Genomic DNA, 19,585 nt, shown 5'->3' on the forward strand with positions numbered 1-19,585 from the left:
TTTTCTATGCGTAATTTTAAAAACCCTAAAGCCGGGTGGCCCGCAAGGAGCCTCATGCCGGCTAATCCAGTAAAGCTTCTTCTACTAATTGTTGCTGTTGCTGGGCGTGAAGCTTGGGGCTGCCTACCGCCGGGGATGCAGCAAAACCACGACCCGCATAAGAAAGTGTTTGATAAGATTGCAGGCAATCCACAATGTTATGCTGGGAAGAAAACCATACGCCTTGATTTTGTGGCTCTTCTTGACACCATATTATTTTCTTGGCATTCGGGTATTTGGCCAACTCTTTTACCAAAGCCTTTTTCGGGAATGGATAGAGTTGTTCAATGCGGATAATAGCCACATGGTTTAATTCTGCTTCACGACGTTTCTGCAACAAATCATAGTAAACTTTTCCACAGCACAACACCACTTTTGTAATGCTTTCAGCATGCAATTCATCGATTTCTGGAATCACGTTCTGGAAACCGCCTTGCGTCAATTCCTGCAATGACGACACCGCTAATTTATGCCGCAATAAACTCTTAGGCGTCATAATGATCAGTGGCTTACGGAAGTTGCGTAACATTTGACGGCGCAATAAATGAAATATTTGCGCAGGGGTGGTCGGCGTACACACTTGGATATTTTGCTGAGCGCACAATTGCATGAAGCGCTCCAGACGGGCAGAAGAATGCTCCGGGCCTTGCCCTTCATAACCATGAGGCAAACACATAACCAAACCGCAGAGCCGTCCCCACTTTTGCTCGCCTGAACTAATAAATTGGTCTATTACAACTTGTGCACCGTTTACAAAATCGCCAAATTGCGCTTCCCAAATAACAAGCGAATTCGGTTCAGAAGATGCATAACCATATTCAAATGCCAATACGGCTTCTTCAGATAAGACGGAATCAATGACCACAAATGGGCGTCCGGGCGCATTTGAAATAGTTTCAAGCGGCGTGTAGGTATGGCCTGTTTCCATGTCGTGCAATACCGCATGGCGGTGCGCGAACGTGCCCCGGCTTGAATCCTGCCCGGAAATTCGCACAGGATGTCCTTCGTGTAACAGAGTTGCATAAGCCAGTGTTTCAGCAAACCCCCAGTTCATGGGCAATTCGCCAGCAGCCATTTTTTCACGCTCGCCCAGTAAACGTTTCACCACGGGATGAAGATGAAAGCCTGCAGGGAGCTTGTGCAGTTTATCAGATAACATGCGTATAGTCGCTTCGTCTATCGTCGTATCGACTTTATCCGTCCATTTCGCATCAACATAAGGTGTCCAATCTACTGCTTTCTTCCCGTCATAATTGCCTTTAAACGTTTCGACTACGGATTTGCCCTGATCAAGTTTGTTCCGATAAGTCTCAGCAAATTCCGCTATCTTATCGCTACTGACGATACCAGCCTGCTCCAGCTGCTTAGCATAAATTTCCGGCAGCGGCTGCATGGATTTGATTTTTTTGTACATCAAGGGCTGAGTTACTGATGGTTCATCTGCTTCATTATGGCCGTGACGACGATAGCAAACTAAATCCAAGACTACATCACGCTTGAATTTCATGCGGAACTCAAATGCAATCTGGGTAGCGAAGACTACCGCCTCCGGATCATCGCCATTGACATGCAAAACAGGAGCTTGCACCATTTTCGCCACGTCTGTGCAATACAATGTGGAGCGTGCATCTAATGGATTGCTGGTGGTAAAACCGATTTGATTATTGACGACGATGTGTACAGTACCGCCGGTAGCATAACCGCGGGCTTGGGAAAAATTGAACGTTTCCATCACAACGCCTTGCCCGGCGAAGGCGGCATCACCATGAATGATAACCGGTACCACGGTATTTTTTTCATCCAAATCCAGGTAACGGCGCAGGCGCGATCTGGCAGAACCTTGCACCACCGGGTCAATGATTTCCAGATGCGAGGGGTTAAATGCCAACGCTACATGCACCACATTGTTGGATTCTGTTTTTAAATCGGAAGAAAAACCCATGTGGTATTTCACATCGCCGGTACGTTTAGAGTCGACTTTCCCTTCAAACTCTTGGAATAACTGATCGGGTTCCTTGCCAAGAACATTGATGAGCACATTCAAGCGGCCGCGATGCGCCATGCCGATGACTATTTCCTTAACCTTATATTTTCCACCTTGACGAATGATTTCTTTCATCATCGGAACTAAAGAATCTCCTCCCTCCAGAGAAAAACGCTTTTGTCCGACATAGCGAGTGCCCAAATAGCGCTCCAGGCCATCCGCAGCAATTAATTCTTTAAGAATTTCCAACTTTCTTTCAGGAGCAAAACCTGGCTGACCTTGCACCGATTCAAGTTTTTCTTGCAACCATTCCACTTCAGCCGTATTTGCAATGTGCATATACTCAATGCCGATACTGCCGCAATACGTGTCACGCAAAGCTTGCAGGATTTCAGATAAGGGCATGCGCTCTTTTGCAAATGTCTTGCAGGCAAAAAAAGTCTTCGGCAAATCCTTTTCGGAAAGATTGTGGTAAGAAAGCTCAAGGGTTTGCACCGGGTGCCGCTCAGCCATTTCCAAAGGATCGAGTCTTGCCAATAAATGACCATACGTGCGGTAAGCATTAATCAGGTGGGCTACTTCTGCTTGCTTGATGTCTGCACTCACGCCGTTTATATTTTTTCTCTCGGCATTCTGCAAAAAATAATTACGGATATCGCGGTGGGAAATTTCGTCAACCTGTCCGTTTACTTTAGGCAGTGCATGAAAAGCCTCACGCCAATCCTCAGGCACTGATTGCGGATCGTTCAGATAATCTTCATACAAAGCATCAACATAAGCCATGCTTCCGCCTGATAAATAGGAAGTGGCCCATTCTTTTTGCAGATAGCTGCTCATTACTTTTCTCCAAAGGGCGTGTCCCAACCAGGGACAGCGGAAATCACAATCAAGTTTCTTCGGTCAACATTTGCTGCCGTATCTCACCAATAGCTTTGGATGGATTGAGTCCCTTCGGGCAAACATTTGCGCAATTCATAATGGTGCGACAACGAAACACACTAAATGGATCTTGCAATTTGTTTAAACGATGAATCGTAGCGGTATCTCGACTGTCTGCCAAAAACCGCCTAGCCTGCAATAAGCCGGCGGGTCCTACGAATTTATCTGGATTCCACCAGTAAGAAGGACACGAGCTCGTGCAGCAGGCACATAGTATGCACTCATATAAACCATCTAATTTGGCGCGCTCCTCAGGAGTTTGCAAATATTCTTGCGCAGGGATAGCACTGCTATCATTTTGTAAATAAGGCTCGATGCGCTCATATTGCTGGTAAAATTGTGTCATATCAACAACCAAATCCCGAATTACCGGGAAACCAGGAAGCGGCCTGATGATGATCTTATCCGTGTTTAAGGTAGATAAATGGGTAATGCATGCCAAGCCATTCGTCCCATTAATGTTCATACCGTCGGAACCACATACCCCTTCGCGGCAAGAACGGCGAAAGCTTAGGGTTGGATCTTGTTCCATTTTAATGCGTTCTAGCAAGGTAAGCAGCATCGGGTCGCTTTTGGCAGGGACTGCGATGTCATAATCTTGCATGTAAGGCTTGGTATCGACCTCTGGATTATAGCGATAAATGGATAAGGTCAGATTTCTAATATCAGCCATGGCATATCCTCTTAATAAACTCGTTCTTTCGGCTCAAACGGCGCGACGTATTTAGGTGTGGTATTTACTGGACGATAATCAATATGATCATCTGCAGCAAAATACAGTGTATGTTTTATCCAGTTTTCATCATCGCGTTTAGGATAATCTTCGCGGCTGTGCGCACCGCGGCTTTCCGTACGCGCCAGAGCCGATTTTGCCGTCGCATAAGCAGTAGCCATCAAGTTATCCAATTCTAGAGCCGTTACGCGTTCCGTGTTAAAGACTTCACTTTTGTCCAGTAATTTTGCATGCGCCAGGCGTTCGCGTAAGGTTTGCAGTTTATGCAATCCTTGTTGCATAAATTCCCCAGTACGGAACACGCCGAAATCCTCTTGCATTACCCGTTGCATTTCCTCACGGATTATCGCTGGATTTTCACCATCTTTGGAATTTTCCCAGCGTTGATAACGTGCCAAACCTGCAGCAACATCTTCATCAGTCACATAAGGCATGGCCGGCATTTGCTGCGATAGCCACAAATCTTCCACATGCAGGCCGGCAGCACGGCCGAAAACGACCAAGTCCAGCAAAGAATTTCCACCTAAGCGATTCGCGCCATGTACCGAGACGCACGCGCATTCTCCCACTGCATAAAGGCCTTGTACGATTTCCTCACGGCCATGTTTTTTCGTTATCACCTGGCCATGAATGTTCGTTGGGATACCACCCATGCTGTAGTGGCAGGTAGGAACCACGGGTATAGGCTCAACAATTGGATCAACTCCGGCAAATTGCAAGGACAATTCGCGAATGCCAGGCAAGCGGGATTTAATCAAATCCGCACCTAGATGATCCAGCTTTAATTTCACGTAATCCACGCCTTGCGGATCAAAACCTTTGCCGGCGCGTAGCTCCAGCGCAATCGCACGGGCAACTACGTCACGGGATGCCAAATCTTTCACGTGCGGGGCATAACGCTCCATGAAGCGTTCACCATCCTTGTTAATGAGATAACCACCCTCTCCCCGGCAACCTTCAGTGACCAGCGTACCGGCGCCGGCAATACCAGTGGGGTGGAATTGCCACATTTCCATGTCTTGCAAGGGAATGCCTGCGCGTAATGCCATACCAAAACCATCCCCGGTATTGATGTATGCATTGGTAGTGGACTGGTAAATACGCCCGGCTCCCCCAGTTGCTAAAATACAAATCCGGCTTTGAAAGAAAACGACTTCGCCTGTTTCAATACAAAGCGCGGTAACGCCGGCAATATTGTCTGCAGCGTCTTTAACAAAATCCAAAGCCAACCACTCGCTGTAAATATGTGTCTTGGCTTTTAAATTTTGCTGATAAAGCGTATGCAACAGAGCATGCCCGGTGCGATCAGCGGCAGCGCAAGTACGCGTGGCTTGTTCGCCGCCAAAGTTTTTGGATTGACCGCCAAAAGGCCGCTGATAAATTTTCCCGTTTTCCATACGCGAAAACGGTAATCCCATGTGTTCAAGTTCATAAACGGCTTCCGGGCCGGTTTTACATAAATACTCGATACAATCTTGATCGCCTATATAATCTGCGCCTTTCACTGTATCGTACATATGCCAACGCCAGTCATCAGTATCGGCATTGCCTAGGGCCGCAGTAATTCCGCCTTGCGCAGAAACTGTGTGTGAGCGTGTAGGGAAAACCTTAGACAGCAATGCGACTTTCATACCAGAATTGGCCAGCTGCAGAGCAGCACGCATGCCTGCTCCCCCGGCGCCAATGATTACTGCATCAAACTTATTACGTACAAAAGCCATTTATTATCCCCAAACAATCATTAAGCCCCAGATGAATTGACCCAACAGAAATAACATCACAAAAAATTGCAATGACAAGCGCATTGCTTTGCATTTGACGTAATCCGTGGTCACCGTCCATACCCCAATCCAGGTATGCAGAAGGAAACTCAGCAAAGCCACCACCGTGGCGACTTGCATTACTGGAGAATGGAATAAAACAAACCATTGATTAAATTGCATGTGCGGGTGAAACAGGATAAAACCGCATAAAAATAAAAAATAAATAGACAGATAAACGGCAGTAAAACGTTGAATCAACCAATCTCTTAGACCGTTGCCGGTTAAACTCGTGACATTCGTTACCATATCCAAATTCCTAGTGCGATGGTTAAAATTACAGCCAGAACAATAACAGTAACAGCACTGCGCCGTCCCGCACAAAGCCCTTCTCCCCACCCCATGTCCAGGGCTAAATGCCTGATCCCGGCCAATAGATGATAGCCAAGCGCTGCACTAAAGCCCCACAACATGAGTTTATAAAAAGGATGCACCAATAAATTCTGCAATAATTGGAATGAAGCGGTTGAACGCAGGGACATACCCAGCAGGTATAACATTACTGGCAACAATATAAATAAAATCAGGCCCGAAATCCGATGCAGAATAGAAACAATGGCCATCGGCGGGTATTTTAAGCTGGTCAAATCAAGATTAACTGGTCTTTTTTGGTTCACAGTGCATTTCATCCTTATTGGTATGTTTACTTTGAGTCCAAGTATAACAAGCCCTATATAAAAACTTGGGAAGTATACCACTCTGTTTTTTTCACGCAAAGTTTAACCTGGAAAAAGGCATGGCGCGCATAAATAAGGCGGTCTTTCTTGACCTTATACTGGTAAAATTACTGAATACAGCAAAAATTGATTTTAATCGATAATTGCAATTAAATGAGTACACGCATCTTAAAAAAAGGATAAAACATGTTTGTCTTTCGTTATTTTGCGTCTTTGTTTTATGATTTCATTATCCTTTCTGCCCTGTTTTTCATATTTACCCTTTGCTGCATTTTCTTACGAAACGGTCATGGTATTCCTCCAGCCACTTTATGGTATCAAACCGCTCTTCTTATCCTGGCATATTCCTATTATGCTTTATCATGCCGCTTTGGCGGCCAAACTATTGGCATGCGTGCCTGGAACATCAAGCTCATATTTTTGCATGGGCGATTCACGCACAGGCAACTCATCACCCGACTGCTCTTAATCATACCCGCATTTTCTCTGAGGATAATCGGTTTTAAGAAGCCTGATTTGCTGTTGCAGAAATGGACTAAAAGCCAAATAATCAGCGTTTAGAAGGAGAACTTGAAATACGTGGGGTACGATAAGGGGTTCTTGGGGCTTCCGTCGGATAACCATAACCTTGATCAGATAAACGTTTAACAGTCTGTAAATAACGCTCGCCCCAAATACCGGGATCAAAATTAGTCACCACGACGTTATAAAGCAAATTAATAATGGACTCAAATGCCTTACGCTGCGCAAGCTCATGGCCGCCGAATGCAACTTGCACTTCGGTTTCCGTGCCTATCTCGCCTGCTTTTAGTTTTTCCACTAAAAGATAAATCATTTTTTCGATTGTATAATAAAGCTTGCACATGGACATGCCCGCTATATACATATCTTCACCTTTAGAAGCACTTAACTTATAACCGTGGTCATGAATGGTATAGACAAATTCGCGGGTACCATCTTCTAAAATTTCCGGAGGGATAATCTTTGGCGGTGCAATGGTATCAAAAATACTGGGGCTTACGATGAATAGATGAAAGTCAGCCCAATGCCACCAAATTTGATAGACTTTTTCTATTTGAGCAATTGGGTCATATTCTTCATCTTCTCGTAAAAGCTTGCGCTGTTCCTCAGCCAACTGCTCAAAATCTTCTGGTAGAAAGTCTTTAGGATCGGCCATTATTACATCGGATAGCTTAAGTTCGTATAAGCTAATTTTAGCCTAAATTTACCCGATTGCTATCCATATTATTTGAAAAATAATAGTAAAATCATGCTTAGCCAAGATATTGGTAAAAAGCAGGCGGCTTTTTCATACAGCGAAGACAACTGCTTTGACAACCTGCTTTATCCTCGCATTCTTTGATTACCCCCTTATTTTTCCAAAGGGTTAACAGCGGTTGCAACGCCTGCTCATCCATGCCAAATTCACGCACCAGTTGCTGCATGCTAACCACGCGTTCACGGCGGATAAACTCACGAATTTGTAACAGCATGACTTCCTCCTGAAGTTACCGCACGCAAAGTCAGTACAGTAATGACAATAGCTGAAAAAATCACCGCAAGCCAAATCAGCGTTTGCTGTGGGTGCCTCATGCAGGTAGCCAATTGATAAAAAGATACGGCAGCAGCATAAGCAACCAGTAACGACCAAGCCACCGAAAACCACATCAATTTGCGCGTTGCCTCCTGGCGGATAGCTGCCATGGTGGAAACGCAAGGAATGTATAACAAAATAAACAAGAGGTAGGCATAAGCCCCTATTTTTCCGTCAAACTGTTGGTACATAATTCCGTATACAGTCTGTGGTAATTGCGTTACAGCCGCACTTTCAGCCAGCGGATGAAAGAAAGCCTGCCCAAGGGCTGCAATGTTTTGCGGGATTGAAAGGAAAGCAGCTTGTAAACTCCCCCACAAGTCAAAGCTTGCTGGCGCGAGCGCGAGCCCACCCATTTGTGCATACAAAGTATTAAGAGAGCCGACAACCACCTCTTTTGCCAATAAACCCGTTAATAAACTTACCGTAGCTGGCCAATTATCAGCATGCAAACCCATGGGAGAAAAGATAGAGGTAATGCATTGGCCTAGCCAAGCTAAAATACTGAGGGAAGACCCTTCGCCAGCAGGAATGAACCAAGCATTTAATCCACCCAATACCACACATGCCGGAATGATTATTTTTCCGGCACGGAGAATGAAATAACGCAAACGCAAGCCAGTTTCTTGGCATAATCGCCGCAGAGAGGGCCTATGATAAGCCGGAAGTTCTAAAATCAAAGGGGAAGCCTGCCCACGCAACAGGGTTTTCCTTAAAAGTAACCCGGTCAACACGGCCATAAAAATGCCGAAAAGATATAATGAAAAAACTACATTTTGCCCGCCGCTTGGAAAGAATGCTGCTACAAAGACAGCATAAATAGCCAAGCGCGCGCTACAAGACATAAAAGGACTCATCAATACAGTCAGCAAACGATCGCGCTCGGAATCCAAGGTACGCGCTGCCATGATGGCAGGAACATTGCATCCAAATCCGACAATCATCGGCACAAATGATTTTCCAGGCAATCCTAAGAGCCGCATCGCTTTGTCAATGACAAAAGCTGCTCTTGCCATATACCCGGAACTCTCCAATAAAGACAAGAAAAAAAACATCGAAGCAATGACTGGAATAAACGTTAAGGTCGTATTGATGCCCTTCCCTACACCCTCTGCCCCTATGGCAAGGAGCCAGCCAGGAGCATGAAACCGCTGCAAAACCGAGGCAAAACCCTGCACAAAAATTGCATCTGTGGCGATATCAAAGAAATCCTGAAAAATACCGCCCACATGGATGGCAAATAAAAACATCAAATACATAACCGCAAAAAAAATGGGAAATGCCCAAAATCGATGCAACACCACCTTGTCAATTTTTGCGGTTAAATGATCGCTCGCATCCGTTTTCTTTTTTTGTACTATGGAAATTATTTGATGCACTGCTTTATAACGGGCATCAGCCAATACGATATCCACATCTGCATCGCCTACTGCGAAAGCAGATTTTTTGGCAATCAAGGTATCCCCTTCTAACATACGATGCGCCAAATAATGCGCTGCAACAGGATAGGCGGATTGTGCCAAGCTTTCTTCCAACATCACTAAGGCTTGGCGCACCGTTTTGGGTAATGCCAAAGCCATGGGTATTGCGGGTGCAGCATGGGTCAAAACCATTTGCTTTAATTCATCCATACCCATTTGCTTGTGTGCTTGTAGCTCCACAACCGGACATTGTAATTGACAGGCAAGCAATTGGTTATCAATTGCAATACCGCGCTGTTTTGCGATATCCGTCATATTTAGAGCCACGATAACGGGCTTGCCTAATTCCAATAATTGGCTGGTTAAGTAAAGGTGGCGCTCCAAATGACAGGCATCGATGATGTTGATTAAGATATCGGGATTTAAATCAAGTAATGCTTGTGCCGCAATTTGTTCATCCTGGCTTGAGCCTTCACGCGTGCACACCAAGGAATAAATACCGGGTAAATCGGTCACTGCAATGCATTGCCCGGCGCATGAAAATACACCCGTTTTCTTTTCAACCGTCACTCCAGGCCAGTTTCCTACCCGCTGCTTGTCCCCAGTCAATGCATTAAATACGGTAGTCTTCCCGCAATTCGGATTTCCTATCAAAACAACATGCGTCATACCCGCTCCCAAAACAAGCAATTCGCTTCTTCTTTACGCAGAGTCAAGGAAGTACCGCGTACTTCGATTTGTACAGGACAACCCAATGGAGCCACGCGTTTTATTAACACTTCCGCGCCACGGGTAACGCCCATCGCCAATAAGCGTCTACGATAAGGCGCAGGTGTCCCACCAAAATCAACCAAACGCACGCGCTCACCTGGAATTAAATCATTAATTGTCATCATGATATAAAGCACGGAAGGGAAAAAAATTCATTTTAACATAAATGATAATCATTCTCAATTAACCGGCATCTGCACGTCTTCCCGACGCTTATGCCTGCGCAAATAATCAATGGATTGCATTTCATGCAAACGGCTTAATGTACGCTGGAAAGAAACTGAAACAGCACCTTCACTGTATAATTGCTCGATTCCTACCGCTGCAGAAAGGATAACCCGTACCCCCTTATCATACATGACGTCAATAAAATGCATAAACAACAAAGCCTTGGTGGTATCATCACGGCTTAAAACAGGAACCTTGCTGACAAAAACTGTCTCAAACCGCCCTGCTATTTCCAGATAATCCAATTGGCTGCGTGGAATATTGCATAAGACATCAAAATTAAACCAAATCGCACGCTCGCTGTATTTTATACAGGGAATCTCCCGATTTTGTATGCAAATTTTTGTTTGCTCGCTGACATTTGCTGAAATTGCATGGAATTGTTGATTTAATATTTGCTCATTTTCTTCACTCAAAGGCGTTAGGTACGCTTTGAGTAAAGGCGTTCGCCCCAATCGATAATCGCGGTTGTCTGCTAGAACCAACACTTCACAATGGCGTTTCAGCAAATCAATAGCCGGTAAAAAGCGAATCCTTTGCAAACCATTAAGATATAAATCATCGGGACGGGTATTGGACGTGGCAACCAAAATAACGCCCTGAGCGATTAAATTCTGCAATAACTCACCTAAAATCATCGCGTCTGCAATATCATGGACTAAAAATTCATCCAAACACAAAACCCGCGTGGTTTTGGCCAGGTTGGCAGCAATTTTAGGCAACGGATCTTGTTGACCTTGCAGGCGCCGCAGCTCTGCATCCACTTGTTGCATGAAATGGTGGAAGTGAAAACGCGCCTTGCGCCGCTCGCCAATGGCATCATAAAACAAATCGATTAAATACGTTTTCCCAGCGCCTACAGGCCCATACAAGTAAATGCCAGGAATCAGTTTTTTCTGCCCTCGTCTCAACCATGAACGTTTATCATTGCTTAATTCATCGGCTATGCGTTGTAGGTGGGGTAAGATTTGTCTTTGTAAGGGATCATTTGTAATTTCCCCTTGCTCGATGGCTAAATCATAGCGGGCAAGAATAGTCATGGGATCCCAGCCTCAGAGCGCAAAGCTTCAATTAAACGCGTTTTAAGTTCAATTAACTTGCCATGAAAAAAATGCCCTGTTTCCTCAAACTGCAACAAGCAAGGCTCTGGGGAAATGGTTTTGCAAAAATCCAGTACTAATGAAGCTGGCACAACATCATCGTCATTCCCTTGCAGTATGATCCAGGGGTGTGGGGGTAAAAATTCGTGATAATCGAAATGATGAACCGGCGGGGCCACCGTAATCAATACTCTTGAAACAAAATGCGCTGCAGCACGATACGCAACATAAGAACCGAAAGAAAATCCGGCAAAAATACATTGGGCCTTGGGCATGGCTTGCAATGCAAGTTCTGCAATTTGACGCATATCTGCACTCTCACCTATGCCACCATCATACGTACCTGCCGACTCTCCCACGCCGCGGAAATTAAAGCGAATGCTTGGTATTGCGATGTCTTTAAACGTACGAGCCAAGGTGGTTACGACCTTATTATTCATTGTGCCTCCCTGCAGGGAGTGGGGATGGCCTAATAATGCAATAAATTTTCCATGGGGTTGCTCAGGCACAGTAACCATGGTTTCTATCGAGCCGGCTTCGCCTTGCAGAAAGAGGGAATGTTCACCTGGATGGCTTAATAAATCAGAAAGTTGCATATAAAAACCTGCTGGTTATTACGTTAAGGCGTATAGTATTCTCAAAGCCTGCTTTTATTAAAGTGATAAGGCCAGGCATATGAAAAATATATTTTCGTTGTGGCCTAAATTATAACTCATCTTGCATTTTAATGCCTATTCATTATGATTAAGCAGCATCTTTTGCAACTTGGAAGATGATGATTGTCGCACCGACTTGTCTTAAGCGGTGACGTTATTATTTAATTAATGGAGGACTTGATCCAATGCGACAGGTACCTGATGTTTTTCAACTCGCCTGCATGCCTCCACTTCAGGGGGGGTTATGAAAATTCACGATTTCAAACGTAAAAAAGAGTTGAATGCTAAAATTAGCATGCTCACGTGTTACGATTATCCTTCTGCTTGCATGATCACTGAATCAAAAGTGGATTGCGTGTTGGTAGGCGACTCCCTTGCCATGACGGTTCACGGCCATGAAAGCACCATTATGGCCACGATGGGCATGATGGAAATGCATACGGCGGCCGTAGCGCGGGGCTTGCGTGGAAAATTTTTAGTCAGCGATTTGCCTTTCCTTTCCTACCGGATCTCCCGGGCTGAAACGATGAAAAATGCCCAGCGATTAATGCAAGCGGGGGCTAACGCCATCAAACTGGAGGGAGCGGATCCCGATATTTGTGAAACGATTTCTTACCTGGTGACTTCGGGGATTCCAGTCATGGGCCATATTGGCCTAGTCCCACAATCTGTACATCAATTAGGCGGGTATGTTGTGCAAGGCAAAAAAAATGACGAGGCGAAGCTTTTGCTGGAACAGGCAAAACAGCTTGAAGCGGCTGGATGCTTTGCGCTAGTCATTGAGTGTGTCCCCAGTCAGGTAGCCAAATCCATCACCGCATCCCTTGCAATCCCAACCATCGGAATTGGCGCAGGCGCAGAAACAGATGGACAAATATTAGTTTGGCATGACATGTTAGGCTTGCAAACAGCTTTTAAGCCACGATTCGTCAAACATTTCTCGCAGGCGAAGGAATTGATGCTACAGGCTATTGATGCTTATGTGCAGCAGGTCCAAAAAACCGAATTTCCCGCTGCCGAACATACTTTTTAACAAGGATTGCCAATGCACATAATAAACGACCTAGCAGAATGGGTGCGCATACGCGCCACTCTGCCGCATACCAACACCATAGGTTTTGTGCCCACCATGGGAAACTTACATGCAGGACATGCTTCCTTGTATGACTGCTGCCGCCAGGAGAACGATATTACGATAGCCAGTATCTTTGTTAATCCTACGCAATTTAATCAACGCGGGGATTTCATACATTATCCTCGCAGTTTGGAGGCTGACTTGTCGTTGCTGACTTCGTTGGGAGTGGATTATTGTCTGCTGCCTGATGAACAAACCCTGTATGCCGATGGCTATCGTTATCAAATTCATGAAAACGAGCTGTGCGGGTTAATGGAAGGACGACAAAGACCAGGACACTTTACCGGGGTGCTCACAGTGGTGATGAAGCTATTTAATCTAGTCAAACCCAGCCGTGCTTATTTTGGCGAAAAAGATTTTCAGCAGTTGCAGTTAATTCAAGATATGGTTGCCGCTTTTTTTATGGACATTGAAATAAAAGCTTGCCCAACGATACGCGAAAAAAGCGGTCTTGCCTTCAGTTCCCGCAATAATCGCTTAAACTCGGAGCAGCGAGCGCGTGCAGAAAAATTTGCACAAATTTTTCTGCACGGTTCATCATGTGAGGCCATCCTTACCAAACTTAAGGAAAATGCCATCCAGGTTGACTATGTGGAGGAACACGCAAACAGACGGTTTGCTGCGGTAAAAATCGATGAAATACGTTTAATCGACAATTATTTAATAACGGTGCAAACTTAACCTGAATCAAGGGCTTCCTACCTTTAAATTGGAGGATTTTTCTTGCTCTGCAGGCAATGAAGGTGTTGGCTGGAGCTGCTTAAGTTTTACTTTGAAAATTCGAGTTGCTTCCATGCCTTCTCCCGTCTCGGTTCCTGTTGAATTTTCTATGATTGGCACAGGCTTGATTTCTCGCCAGTTAGATAATTCCAACGTCGTTTCTTGCGCGCCAGAAAAAGAAATAGCGTTTTGCTCGATAGGCAAAGGAGAAGGGTCAATATCATCGATTGAAAGCTCGTCAACTGCCTCAACTGCTTCCAAAGAAGGTATTTCCTCAGGTACTGAAATTTCTTCCTCACCCTTGCCTGAACGCTCATGAGAAACGGTTGGAGGCGTCGCCTCTTGTAATTCAACCTCATCGACACTTGAAGGTGAGCTTACAGAAAAAAAACTCATCACAGCAGTAAAAAATAATTTTATAGACTCCCAAGCACGGTTGAAGGCGTTTGCCTGCGGCGTAGCCTTTTCGATTTCAGCAGAGGGAGTATGCGCACCAAATTTATCTTGAAAATTTTCCATGAGTTTCGCATCAATAGAGGCAATTTTTTCATTAAGAATTTTTATCTTAGCAGCAAAGGCTGGCGTTTCAATGCTATTTTCCTTGCATTGTTCTTTAAGATGCTCAAACCGGTTTACCAAACTCTGGTAAAAATATTTTTCTTTAAACAGTGGATTAACCCCCTTCGCAACCGGTTGTTGCTGTTGAAACTCCCCGTACTCCGAAATAATTGCTGTAAGTTGTTCAGGTTGCAAATTATTCAGAAATTGCTGAAATGACTCAAGCTTTAAAGCTTCCGTAAATAATTTATCCTGTCTTGCCTGCACATTCTCCATAACAGCAGCTCGATGGCTTGCATTAAGAATATGCTCATCCGCCAAATCTTTCATCAACTTGTTTGGAGCCAAGCTGCATTTTAATAAGGCATGATGTAATGCATCCTTAAATTTAGGATCAGTTTGTAATCTGACCATTTCATTTTTGATAATGGTATGTTCAAGTCGTCCAATGCTTTTTGCCAAAAAATTGAAAGGTGCATCATCAAGAGGTGAATCGTAATTTTTCTCATTGATAATGGGTAATTCATTAATAATTTTGGCTGAAATATCTGCTATTTCGTGGTTAGGTTCCTGCAAGTCAAATAAACTTTGATCATGATCAATTTTTATCAAATGCTTGCCGGTTTCATCTTCTATGTAACCAAGATTTCCATAATGTAAATCTCTTTCTCTAAAGAGAAGGGACGCCACAACCAAGTTGGCAAGCTCTGCATATTGGTCTTCTTTTATGGAAAAAACTCCTTGTTTTTCCATGCTTTTCCAAGATTGAAATGATTCTTTGTATGAGGAAAGAATGCCTGACGATAAATTCCCGTCTCCTCTTTCATGGGAAAAAAGAGAACTTGTATCCATAATTTTTTTTACATCAGGTTGAAACGGCCCCAGCACTAAACTGTATAATTTCCCAGCAAAAACTTCCAAATCAGACTTATAGGTATGCTGCCATGTATTCATCTTTTGCACATAAAGCTCGTCATCTGCTGTAGTTAGCGAGGTGGCATTAATCCCTTTGTCAGCCAATGTCTTCGCTACATTTTGTATGGTGCTTTTAGCAACTTGGGTATCATGAACAGCTGCCAAAAATTGCTGGCGTTGCTCTAATAAATCAGAGAGCTCGGCATCGTCGTTGGCAAGTTCCGCTAAGCTTAGCAAAGCTCTGTATTGCAGGCTGTAATCCACATTTTTCGTTTGCTCTCTATTATTTTTTGATTCCGCAGGAGGTGCATATTTGGGTGAGCCGGCAACTACTAAGGCGGCAAGGCATAGTGGTTGCATTTCTTCGCGATAAAAAGCCCTCTTTTCTTCTAAGCTTTTTTCTTCTGCTATTAAATATTTTTGCAGATTTTCTAAATAATGTTTAAAAGCGGCTTCCATGCCTGGCTTGATGACTACCGTATCATCACCATATACCACAAATTGTCGGAGAGCATTTTTTCCTAAATCATTAGGAAATATTATCCCACTTTGATTATTAAGATTTAAAACAAATGTTTTTAAATTTTCCGAAGTGAAATCTTGCGATAAACTCGTCACCATTTTTAAAATTGAACGATAATCTGCCGGATCAGCCTCTCCAAAAACTTGATGGCTTTTATAAAGATCGACTAACCGCTTGGCATCTTTAATGAAACATTTTGGCTTTTTGCTGTTTTCACCCACGATGACGAATGCCTCTCTAGCAATTCGTTCAACGCTTTTATCGAAAGCGCCTGCATTTTTAAAAAAGGAATACAAATCTTGCGGCGAAGCTTGAGTAGAAAGAATTTGCTTTAGAGGTAAGTTCATCTTAAACATATAAATGCCCCATATAACAAGTATAGGACACCGCTATTGCTATAGCTTATAATTCAACAGATTGATTGGAAATGGCAATGGCTGCAGCAATAATGGCAGCTTTGTGCTGTGGTATGGACTTATTGGAATATTTCAGCCACTCAGGATGCGCTTCAATGATTCCGGTGTCAAACTGAGCTTGCTGCAATTCCGCAGAATTAAGCATCTCCAGATAATAAGGTATGGTGGTTTTTACACCAAATAAGCGCATCTCAGATAACGCTCGCTGGGCGCGATGTAAAACAGAGTCCCAATCCAAACTCCATACGACTAATTTTGCGCATAGCGAATCGTAATCCGGAGGGATTACATAACCGGTATAAATGGCGCTGTCCATTCTTACCCCGGGACCTCCCGGCGGGTAATAACGAGTGATACGCCCGAAACTTGGGAGAAAATCATTTTGCGGATCTTCCGCATTGATGCGAAATTCCATGGCAAACCCGCGCCTGGTTATCTGTTCTTGACTAAAACGCAATGGTTCACCTGCCGCAATGCGAATTTGCTCTTGCACGATATCAATGCCTGTGATTTGTTCGGTAATCGGATGCTCGACTTGCAAACGAGTATTCATTTCTAAAAAATAAATCTTATTTTCTTCATCCACCATGAATTCCACGGTGCCAGCATTGGTATACCCTACGGCTTTAACGGCTTGCACCGCATAATCGTACAACTTGCCACGCGTGACTTCATCAAGTCGGGGTGCTGGGGCAATTTCAACCAATTTTTGGTGGCGGCGTTGGATAGAACAATCACGCTCGAATAAATTTAATACCTTGCCATAATGATCAGCCAATATTTGCACTTCAATGTGTCTTGGTTTATGCAGCAATTTTTCCATATACACATGCGTATCACCAAATGCTTTGCCCGCCTCCGATTGCACTCTGGCAAATTGTTGCCGGACATCCTCGCGGTCATGACAAATACGCACACCGCGGCCGCCTCCGCCAAAAGTAGCCTTTAGCATGACCGGATAACCTAAGCTTTCAGCACAGCCTATCGCCTCGGTGACATCTTCCAGATTCCCAACGCTTCCTGGAATAATCGGTAATCCTGCTTTGCGCATGGCATCCCTGGCAGCTACTTTTGAACCCATGGTGGCAATCACGGGTGCTGCAGGGCCGATGAAAGCGATGCCAGCCTGTTCGCATTGGTTTGCAAATTCAGGATTCTCCGATAAAAACCCATAGCCAGGATGAATGGCTTCGCAACCCGTGGCTTTTGCGCATTCGATGATGCGTCTACAGTTTAAATAAGCATCCAGAGGATTTTTGCTTAGACAATGGGCATGAGAAGCACGCTTCACATGCATTGCATAACGATCAACTTCACTGTAGATGGCTACAGTTGCAATGCCCATTTCTTTACAGGCGCGAATGATGCGTAACGCAATTTCTCCACGGTTACTGACAAGAATTTTGTTGAACATCCCTGCTCCATTGATTAAGCCTGTATTATGCAAGCACTTGAGCAAACTTTTCTTTGGCCAACGTTAACTGGCGCTCCAACTGTCCTAATTCTGATCGTAAGCCAAGTACAGCTTGCGCATCATTTTTTTTCTGTAATTGTTTCAGGCTTGCAAGGAGAGCCTGTTGCTGTGCTGATAATGTCGCAATTTCTTGTTCAAGAGCTTGCAACCATTGCTGCCTCGTAACAAACGATTTAAATCCAAATGGCGGTTGCGCGTCTGTTTCTTTTTTCTCCCTATTATTTTTGCAAATCTGCACCAATACATTTATTTTTTGCTCGATGCGCTTTGCCAAATATTGGGCACTCTTTCCATCCTTTTGCATGGTTATCAAATGAGTCAAATCTTCTCTAATTTCCCGAACGCAAGCTTGTGGCGTCGTTTGTCTAAACAAACCTCTGGGAAGCTGCTCCGGTTTTATGGAAATAACACCATGCAACTTCCATTCAAGCTCTGGCAAACGCGCCTGCAAGGATTTAATAAAATCGTTCATTCAGTGAATAACAACATCTGCAAACTTGGAAACATAACTGTAAATGCATTTAAGCACAAGGTTAAAATGAAACCCTGCCTGCAACAACATTGGCATCCTATCTGCAAAAAGTGCAAACCACTTCTAATCTATATAGTGAATATTGCTTTAGCGTTGGATCTCTTGACGATGAAAAAACCGGAAGAAAAGGCACTGACCACCCTGCTTGAAGCAGCAGGGATAGCCATTAATGGCACAAGACCTTGGGATATTAGCGTACATAATCCAAAATTTTATGCTCGCTGCCTTAAAGACGGGAGCTTGGGAGCTGGTGAGGCGTATATGCAGCAATGGTGGGATTGCGAACGGCTGGACCTCTTATTCGAACGGATAGCACGTGCGCATTTAGAAGAAAAAATAAATATCCCATGGCGGGTAATATTCAAAAACCTGCTGGCTAAGATAATTAATTTGCAAAGTAAACGCCGTGCAAAACAAGTAGGCAGCCATTACAACCTTGGAAACAATTTATTTAAAGCAATGCTTGATGAGCAGATGATTTACAGTTGTGCCTACTTTAAAGACACTGCTGATTTAGCCGCAGCGCAAATGGCAAAATTGGAACTAATTTGTAAAAAATTAAACTTGCAAGCAGGCATGCATCTATTGGACATTGGCTGCGGTTGGGGCGGCCTTGCAAAATATGCAGCGATACATTACGGCGTTAAAGTGACAGGTATAACCATTGCCAAGCAACAGTATGAATGGGCAAAAGCAAGCTGCAAGGGTTTGGATATTGAAATTAAATTACAAGATTATCGAGAGATCGAACAAACATTTGACCGCATTGTTTCCGTAGGCATGTTTGAACACGTGGGTTTCATGAATTACCGTACTTTCATGCAACTTGTTGCACGCTCTCTTAAAGATAACGGCTTATTTTTGCTGCATACCATAGGCAACAATCAAACCAACATGCTCGCGGATCCCTGGATACGAAAATATATTTTTCCAAATGGGATGCTTCCATCAATCCAGCAAATAGGACAAGCCATAGAACCATTTTTCGTGATGGAAGATTGGCAAAATTTTGGTGCGTATTACGATAAAACGCTGCTGGCTTGGCATGAAAATTTCACTCGCCATTGGGGTGAACTAAGGTCATTTTACGATGAAACATTTTATCGAATGTGGGCATATTATCTTTTATCTTGTGCCGGCTATTTTCGCGCACGTGAAATGCAATTATGGCAAATTGTATTGTCCAAAGGCGTCGACGGCGTTTATATAGCTCCGCGTTAATTTTAAGGAATGAACCTCCCCGTGGCAAGCCACGGGGTATCAGAGGAGGCGTAACTGCTTCGTTTCCGACTCCTTACCCTGATTTTTTACATAACGCTCAACCACCTTCCAGTCCCCGCGTTCACCTAC

Annotated in this window: 18 protein-coding genes; 4 read left to right on the forward strand and 14 right to left on the reverse strand. The window is 44.2% G+C overall.

What is annotated here, in order from left to right:
• Nucleotides 1-61: 61 nt before the first annotated feature.
• Genes ELY11_RS03390 through sdhC form a run of 5 tightly spaced genes read right to left on the reverse strand, consistent with a single transcriptional unit; the run spans nucleotide 62 to nucleotide 6,132 of the window.
• A complete protein-coding gene (locus ELY11_RS03390; protein ID WP_127032522.1) occupies nucleotides 62-2,860 on the reverse strand; it encodes a 2-oxoglutarate dehydrogenase E1 component in 2,799 nt (932 codons plus the stop codon).
• 49 nt (nucleotides 2,861-2,909) lie between these two features.
• Nucleotides 2,910-3,635, reverse strand: a complete 726-nt coding sequence (locus tag ELY11_RS03395) for a succinate dehydrogenase iron-sulfur subunit (protein WP_126953735.1) — start codon at nucleotides 3,633-3,635, stop codon at nucleotides 2,910-2,912.
• Between the two features lie 11 nt (nucleotides 3,636-3,646).
• The gene (sdhA, locus tag ELY11_RS03400; RefSeq protein WP_127032523.1) at nucleotides 3,647-5,416 is read right to left on the reverse strand and encodes a succinate dehydrogenase flavoprotein subunit; all 1,770 of its coding nucleotides are present in this window, start codon (nucleotides 5,414-5,416) and stop codon (nucleotides 3,647-3,649) included.
• A gap of 3 nt (nucleotides 5,417-5,419) precedes the next feature.
• Nucleotides 5,420-5,764 carry a succinate dehydrogenase, hydrophobic membrane anchor protein gene (sdhD, locus tag ELY11_RS03405; protein ID WP_127032524.1) on the reverse strand — a complete coding sequence of 115 codons (345 nt, stop codon included), beginning with the start codon at nucleotides 5,762-5,764 and terminating at the stop codon, nucleotides 5,420-5,422.
• Entirely contained in the window at nucleotides 5,758-6,132 is a 375-nt protein-coding gene (gene sdhC / locus ELY11_RS03410) for a succinate dehydrogenase, cytochrome b556 subunit (protein WP_127032525.1), read from the reverse strand. The genes sdhD and sdhC overlap by 7 nt, the downstream gene beginning before the upstream one ends.
• 246 nt (nucleotides 6,133-6,378) lie before the next feature.
• Here sdhC and ELY11_RS03415 point away from each other — a divergent pair, with 246 nt between their 5' ends.
• On the forward strand, nucleotides 6,379-6,753 hold the full coding sequence (locus ELY11_RS03415) for an RDD family protein (protein ID WP_127032526.1): 375 nt from the start codon (nucleotides 6,379-6,381) through the stop codon (nucleotides 6,751-6,753).
• Here the strand turns inward: ELY11_RS03415 and ELY11_RS03420 are convergent.
• The 6 genes from ELY11_RS03420 to ELY11_RS03445 form a co-directional block, all read right to left on the reverse strand.
• A complete protein-coding gene (locus ELY11_RS03420) occupies nucleotides 6,743-7,369 on the reverse strand; it encodes a virulence factor (RefSeq protein WP_126953740.1) in 627 nt (208 codons plus the stop codon). The genes ELY11_RS03415 and ELY11_RS03420 overlap by 11 nt on opposite strands.
• A gap of 97 nt (nucleotides 7,370-7,466) precedes the next feature.
• Nucleotides 7,467-7,685: a FeoC-like transcriptional regulator gene (locus tag ELY11_RS03425; protein ID WP_126953741.1), complete on the reverse strand. Its 219-nt coding sequence runs from the start codon at nucleotides 7,683-7,685 to the stop codon at nucleotides 7,467-7,469.
• Nucleotides 7,666-9,876 (reverse strand): Fe(2+) transporter permease subunit FeoB, encoded by a 2,211-nt coding sequence (gene feoB, locus ELY11_RS03430; RefSeq protein WP_127032527.1) that lies wholly within the window; start codon nucleotides 9,874-9,876, stop codon nucleotides 7,666-7,668. Before feoB ends, ELY11_RS03425 begins: the two co-directional genes overlap by 20 nt.
• Nucleotides 9,873-10,100, reverse strand: a complete 228-nt coding sequence (locus tag ELY11_RS03435; RefSeq protein WP_126953777.1) for a FeoA family protein — start codon at nucleotides 10,098-10,100, stop codon at nucleotides 9,873-9,875. The genes feoB and ELY11_RS03435 overlap by 4 nt, the downstream gene beginning before the upstream one ends.
• Before the next feature lie 57 nt (nucleotides 10,101-10,157).
• Nucleotides 10,158-11,246 (reverse strand): cell division protein ZapE, encoded by a 1,089-nt coding sequence (gene zapE, locus ELY11_RS03440; protein WP_127032528.1) that lies wholly within the window; start codon nucleotides 11,244-11,246, stop codon nucleotides 10,158-10,160.
• Nucleotides 11,243-11,902, reverse strand: coding sequence for an alpha/beta hydrolase (locus ELY11_RS03445; RefSeq protein ID WP_127032529.1), 660 nt, complete (start codon nucleotides 11,900-11,902; stop codon nucleotides 11,243-11,245). The genes zapE and ELY11_RS03445 overlap by 4 nt, the downstream gene beginning before the upstream one ends.
• A 304-nt stretch (nucleotides 11,903-12,206) precedes the next feature.
• Here ELY11_RS03445 and panB point away from each other — a divergent pair, with 304 nt between their 5' ends.
• A complete protein-coding gene (gene panB / locus ELY11_RS03450) occupies nucleotides 12,207-12,995 on the forward strand; it encodes a 3-methyl-2-oxobutanoate hydroxymethyltransferase (RefSeq protein WP_126953745.1) in 789 nt (262 codons plus the stop codon).
• 12 nt (nucleotides 12,996-13,007) lie between these two features.
• The gene (gene panC / locus ELY11_RS03455) at nucleotides 13,008-13,778 is read left to right on the forward strand and encodes a pantoate--beta-alanine ligase (protein ID WP_126953746.1); all 771 of its coding nucleotides are present in this window, start codon (nucleotides 13,008-13,010) and stop codon (nucleotides 13,776-13,778) included.
• Between the two features lie 6 nt (nucleotides 13,779-13,784).
• Here panC and ELY11_RS03460 read toward each other — a convergent pair whose 3' ends face one another.
• From ELY11_RS03460 to ELY11_RS03470, 3 genes are read right to left on the reverse strand one after another with little or no spacing between them, the layout of a single operon-like run.
• Nucleotides 13,785-16,169, reverse strand: coding sequence for a hypothetical protein (locus ELY11_RS03460; protein ID WP_126953747.1), 2,385 nt, complete (start codon nucleotides 16,167-16,169; stop codon nucleotides 13,785-13,787).
• A gap of 46 nt (nucleotides 16,170-16,215) precedes the next feature.
• Nucleotides 16,216-17,643, reverse strand: coding sequence for an acetyl-CoA carboxylase biotin carboxylase subunit (locus ELY11_RS03465; protein WP_126953748.1), 1,428 nt, complete (start codon nucleotides 17,641-17,643; stop codon nucleotides 16,216-16,218).
• Nucleotides 17,644-17,668: 25 nt separating this feature from the next.
• Nucleotides 17,669-18,175 carry a hypothetical protein gene (locus ELY11_RS03470; protein ID WP_126953749.1) on the reverse strand — a complete coding sequence of 169 codons (507 nt, stop codon included), beginning with the start codon at nucleotides 18,173-18,175 and terminating at the stop codon, nucleotides 17,669-17,671.
• 168 nt (nucleotides 18,176-18,343) lie between these two features.
• Between ELY11_RS03470 and cfa the strand changes: the two genes are divergently transcribed.
• Entirely contained in the window at nucleotides 18,344-19,456 is a 1,113-nt protein-coding gene (gene cfa, locus ELY11_RS03475; RefSeq protein WP_127032530.1) for a cyclopropane fatty acyl phospholipid synthase, read from the forward strand.
• Nucleotides 19,457-19,585 lie beyond the last annotated feature (129 nt).

It is taken from the genome of Legionella septentrionalis (assembly GCF_003989745.1).
GTDB classification, from domain to species: domain Bacteria; phylum Pseudomonadota; class Gammaproteobacteria; order Legionellales; family Legionellaceae; genus Legionella_A; species Legionella_A septentrionalis.

What these genes read in the sequence shown, in the direction of transcription:
- feoB (WP_127032527.1), bottom strand. Translation starts at nt 9,876, where the DNA reads ATGACGCATGTTGTTTTGATAGGAAATCCGAATTGCGGGAAGACTACC.
- ELY11_RS03395 (WP_126953735.1), bottom strand. Translation starts at nt 3,635, where the DNA reads ATGGCTGATATTAGAAATCTGACCTTATCCATTTATCGCTATAATCCA.
- sdhA (WP_127032523.1), bottom strand. Translation starts at nt 5,416, where the DNA reads ATGGCTTTTGTACGTAATAAGTTTGATGCAGTAATCATTGGCGCCGGG.
- ELY11_RS03420 (WP_126953740.1), bottom strand. Translation starts at nt 7,369, where the DNA reads ATGGCCGATCCTAAAGACTTTCTACCAGAAGATTTTGAGCAGTTGGCT.
- ELY11_RS03445 (WP_127032529.1), bottom strand. Translation starts at nt 11,902, where the DNA reads ATGCAACTTTCTGATTTATTAAGCCATCCAGGTGAACATTCCCTCTTT.
- ELY11_RS03435 (WP_126953777.1), bottom strand. Translation starts at nt 10,100, where the DNA reads ATGACAATTAATGATTTAATTCCAGGTGAGCGCGTGCGTTTGGTTGAT.
- ELY11_RS03390 (WP_127032522.1), bottom strand. Translation starts at nt 2,860, where the DNA reads ATGAGCAGCTATCTGCAAAAAGAATGGGCCACTTCCTATTTATCAGGC.
- panC (WP_126953746.1), top strand. Translation starts at nt 13,008, where the DNA reads ATGCACATAATAAACGACCTAGCAGAATGGGTGCGCATACGCGCCACT.
- ELY11_RS03470 (WP_126953749.1), bottom strand. Translation starts at nt 18,175, where the DNA reads ATGAACGATTTTATTAAATCCTTGCAGGCGCGTTTGCCAGAGCTTGAA.
- panB (WP_126953745.1), top strand. Translation starts at nt 12,207, where the DNA reads ATGAAAATTCACGATTTCAAACGTAAAAAAGAGTTGAATGCTAAAATT.
- ELY11_RS03460 (WP_126953747.1), bottom strand. Translation starts at nt 16,169, where the DNA reads ATGTTTAAGATGAACTTACCTCTAAAGCAAATTCTTTCTACTCAAGCT.
- sdhD (WP_127032524.1), bottom strand. Translation starts at nt 5,764, where the DNA reads ATGGTAACGAATGTCACGAGTTTAACCGGCAACGGTCTAAGAGATTGG.
- zapE (WP_127032528.1), bottom strand. Translation starts at nt 11,246, where the DNA reads ATGACTATTCTTGCCCGCTATGATTTAGCCATCGAGCAAGGGGAAATT.
- ELY11_RS03415 (WP_127032526.1), top strand. Translation starts at nt 6,379, where the DNA reads ATGTTTGTCTTTCGTTATTTTGCGTCTTTGTTTTATGATTTCATTATC.
- cfa (WP_127032530.1), top strand. Translation starts at nt 18,344, where the DNA reads ATGAAAAAACCGGAAGAAAAGGCACTGACCACCCTGCTTGAAGCAGCA.
- ELY11_RS03425 (WP_126953741.1), bottom strand. Translation starts at nt 7,685, where the DNA reads ATGCTGTTACAAATTCGTGAGTTTATCCGCCGTGAACGCGTGGTTAGC.
- ELY11_RS03465 (WP_126953748.1), bottom strand. Translation starts at nt 17,643, where the DNA reads ATGTTCAACAAAATTCTTGTCAGTAACCGTGGAGAAATTGCGTTACGC.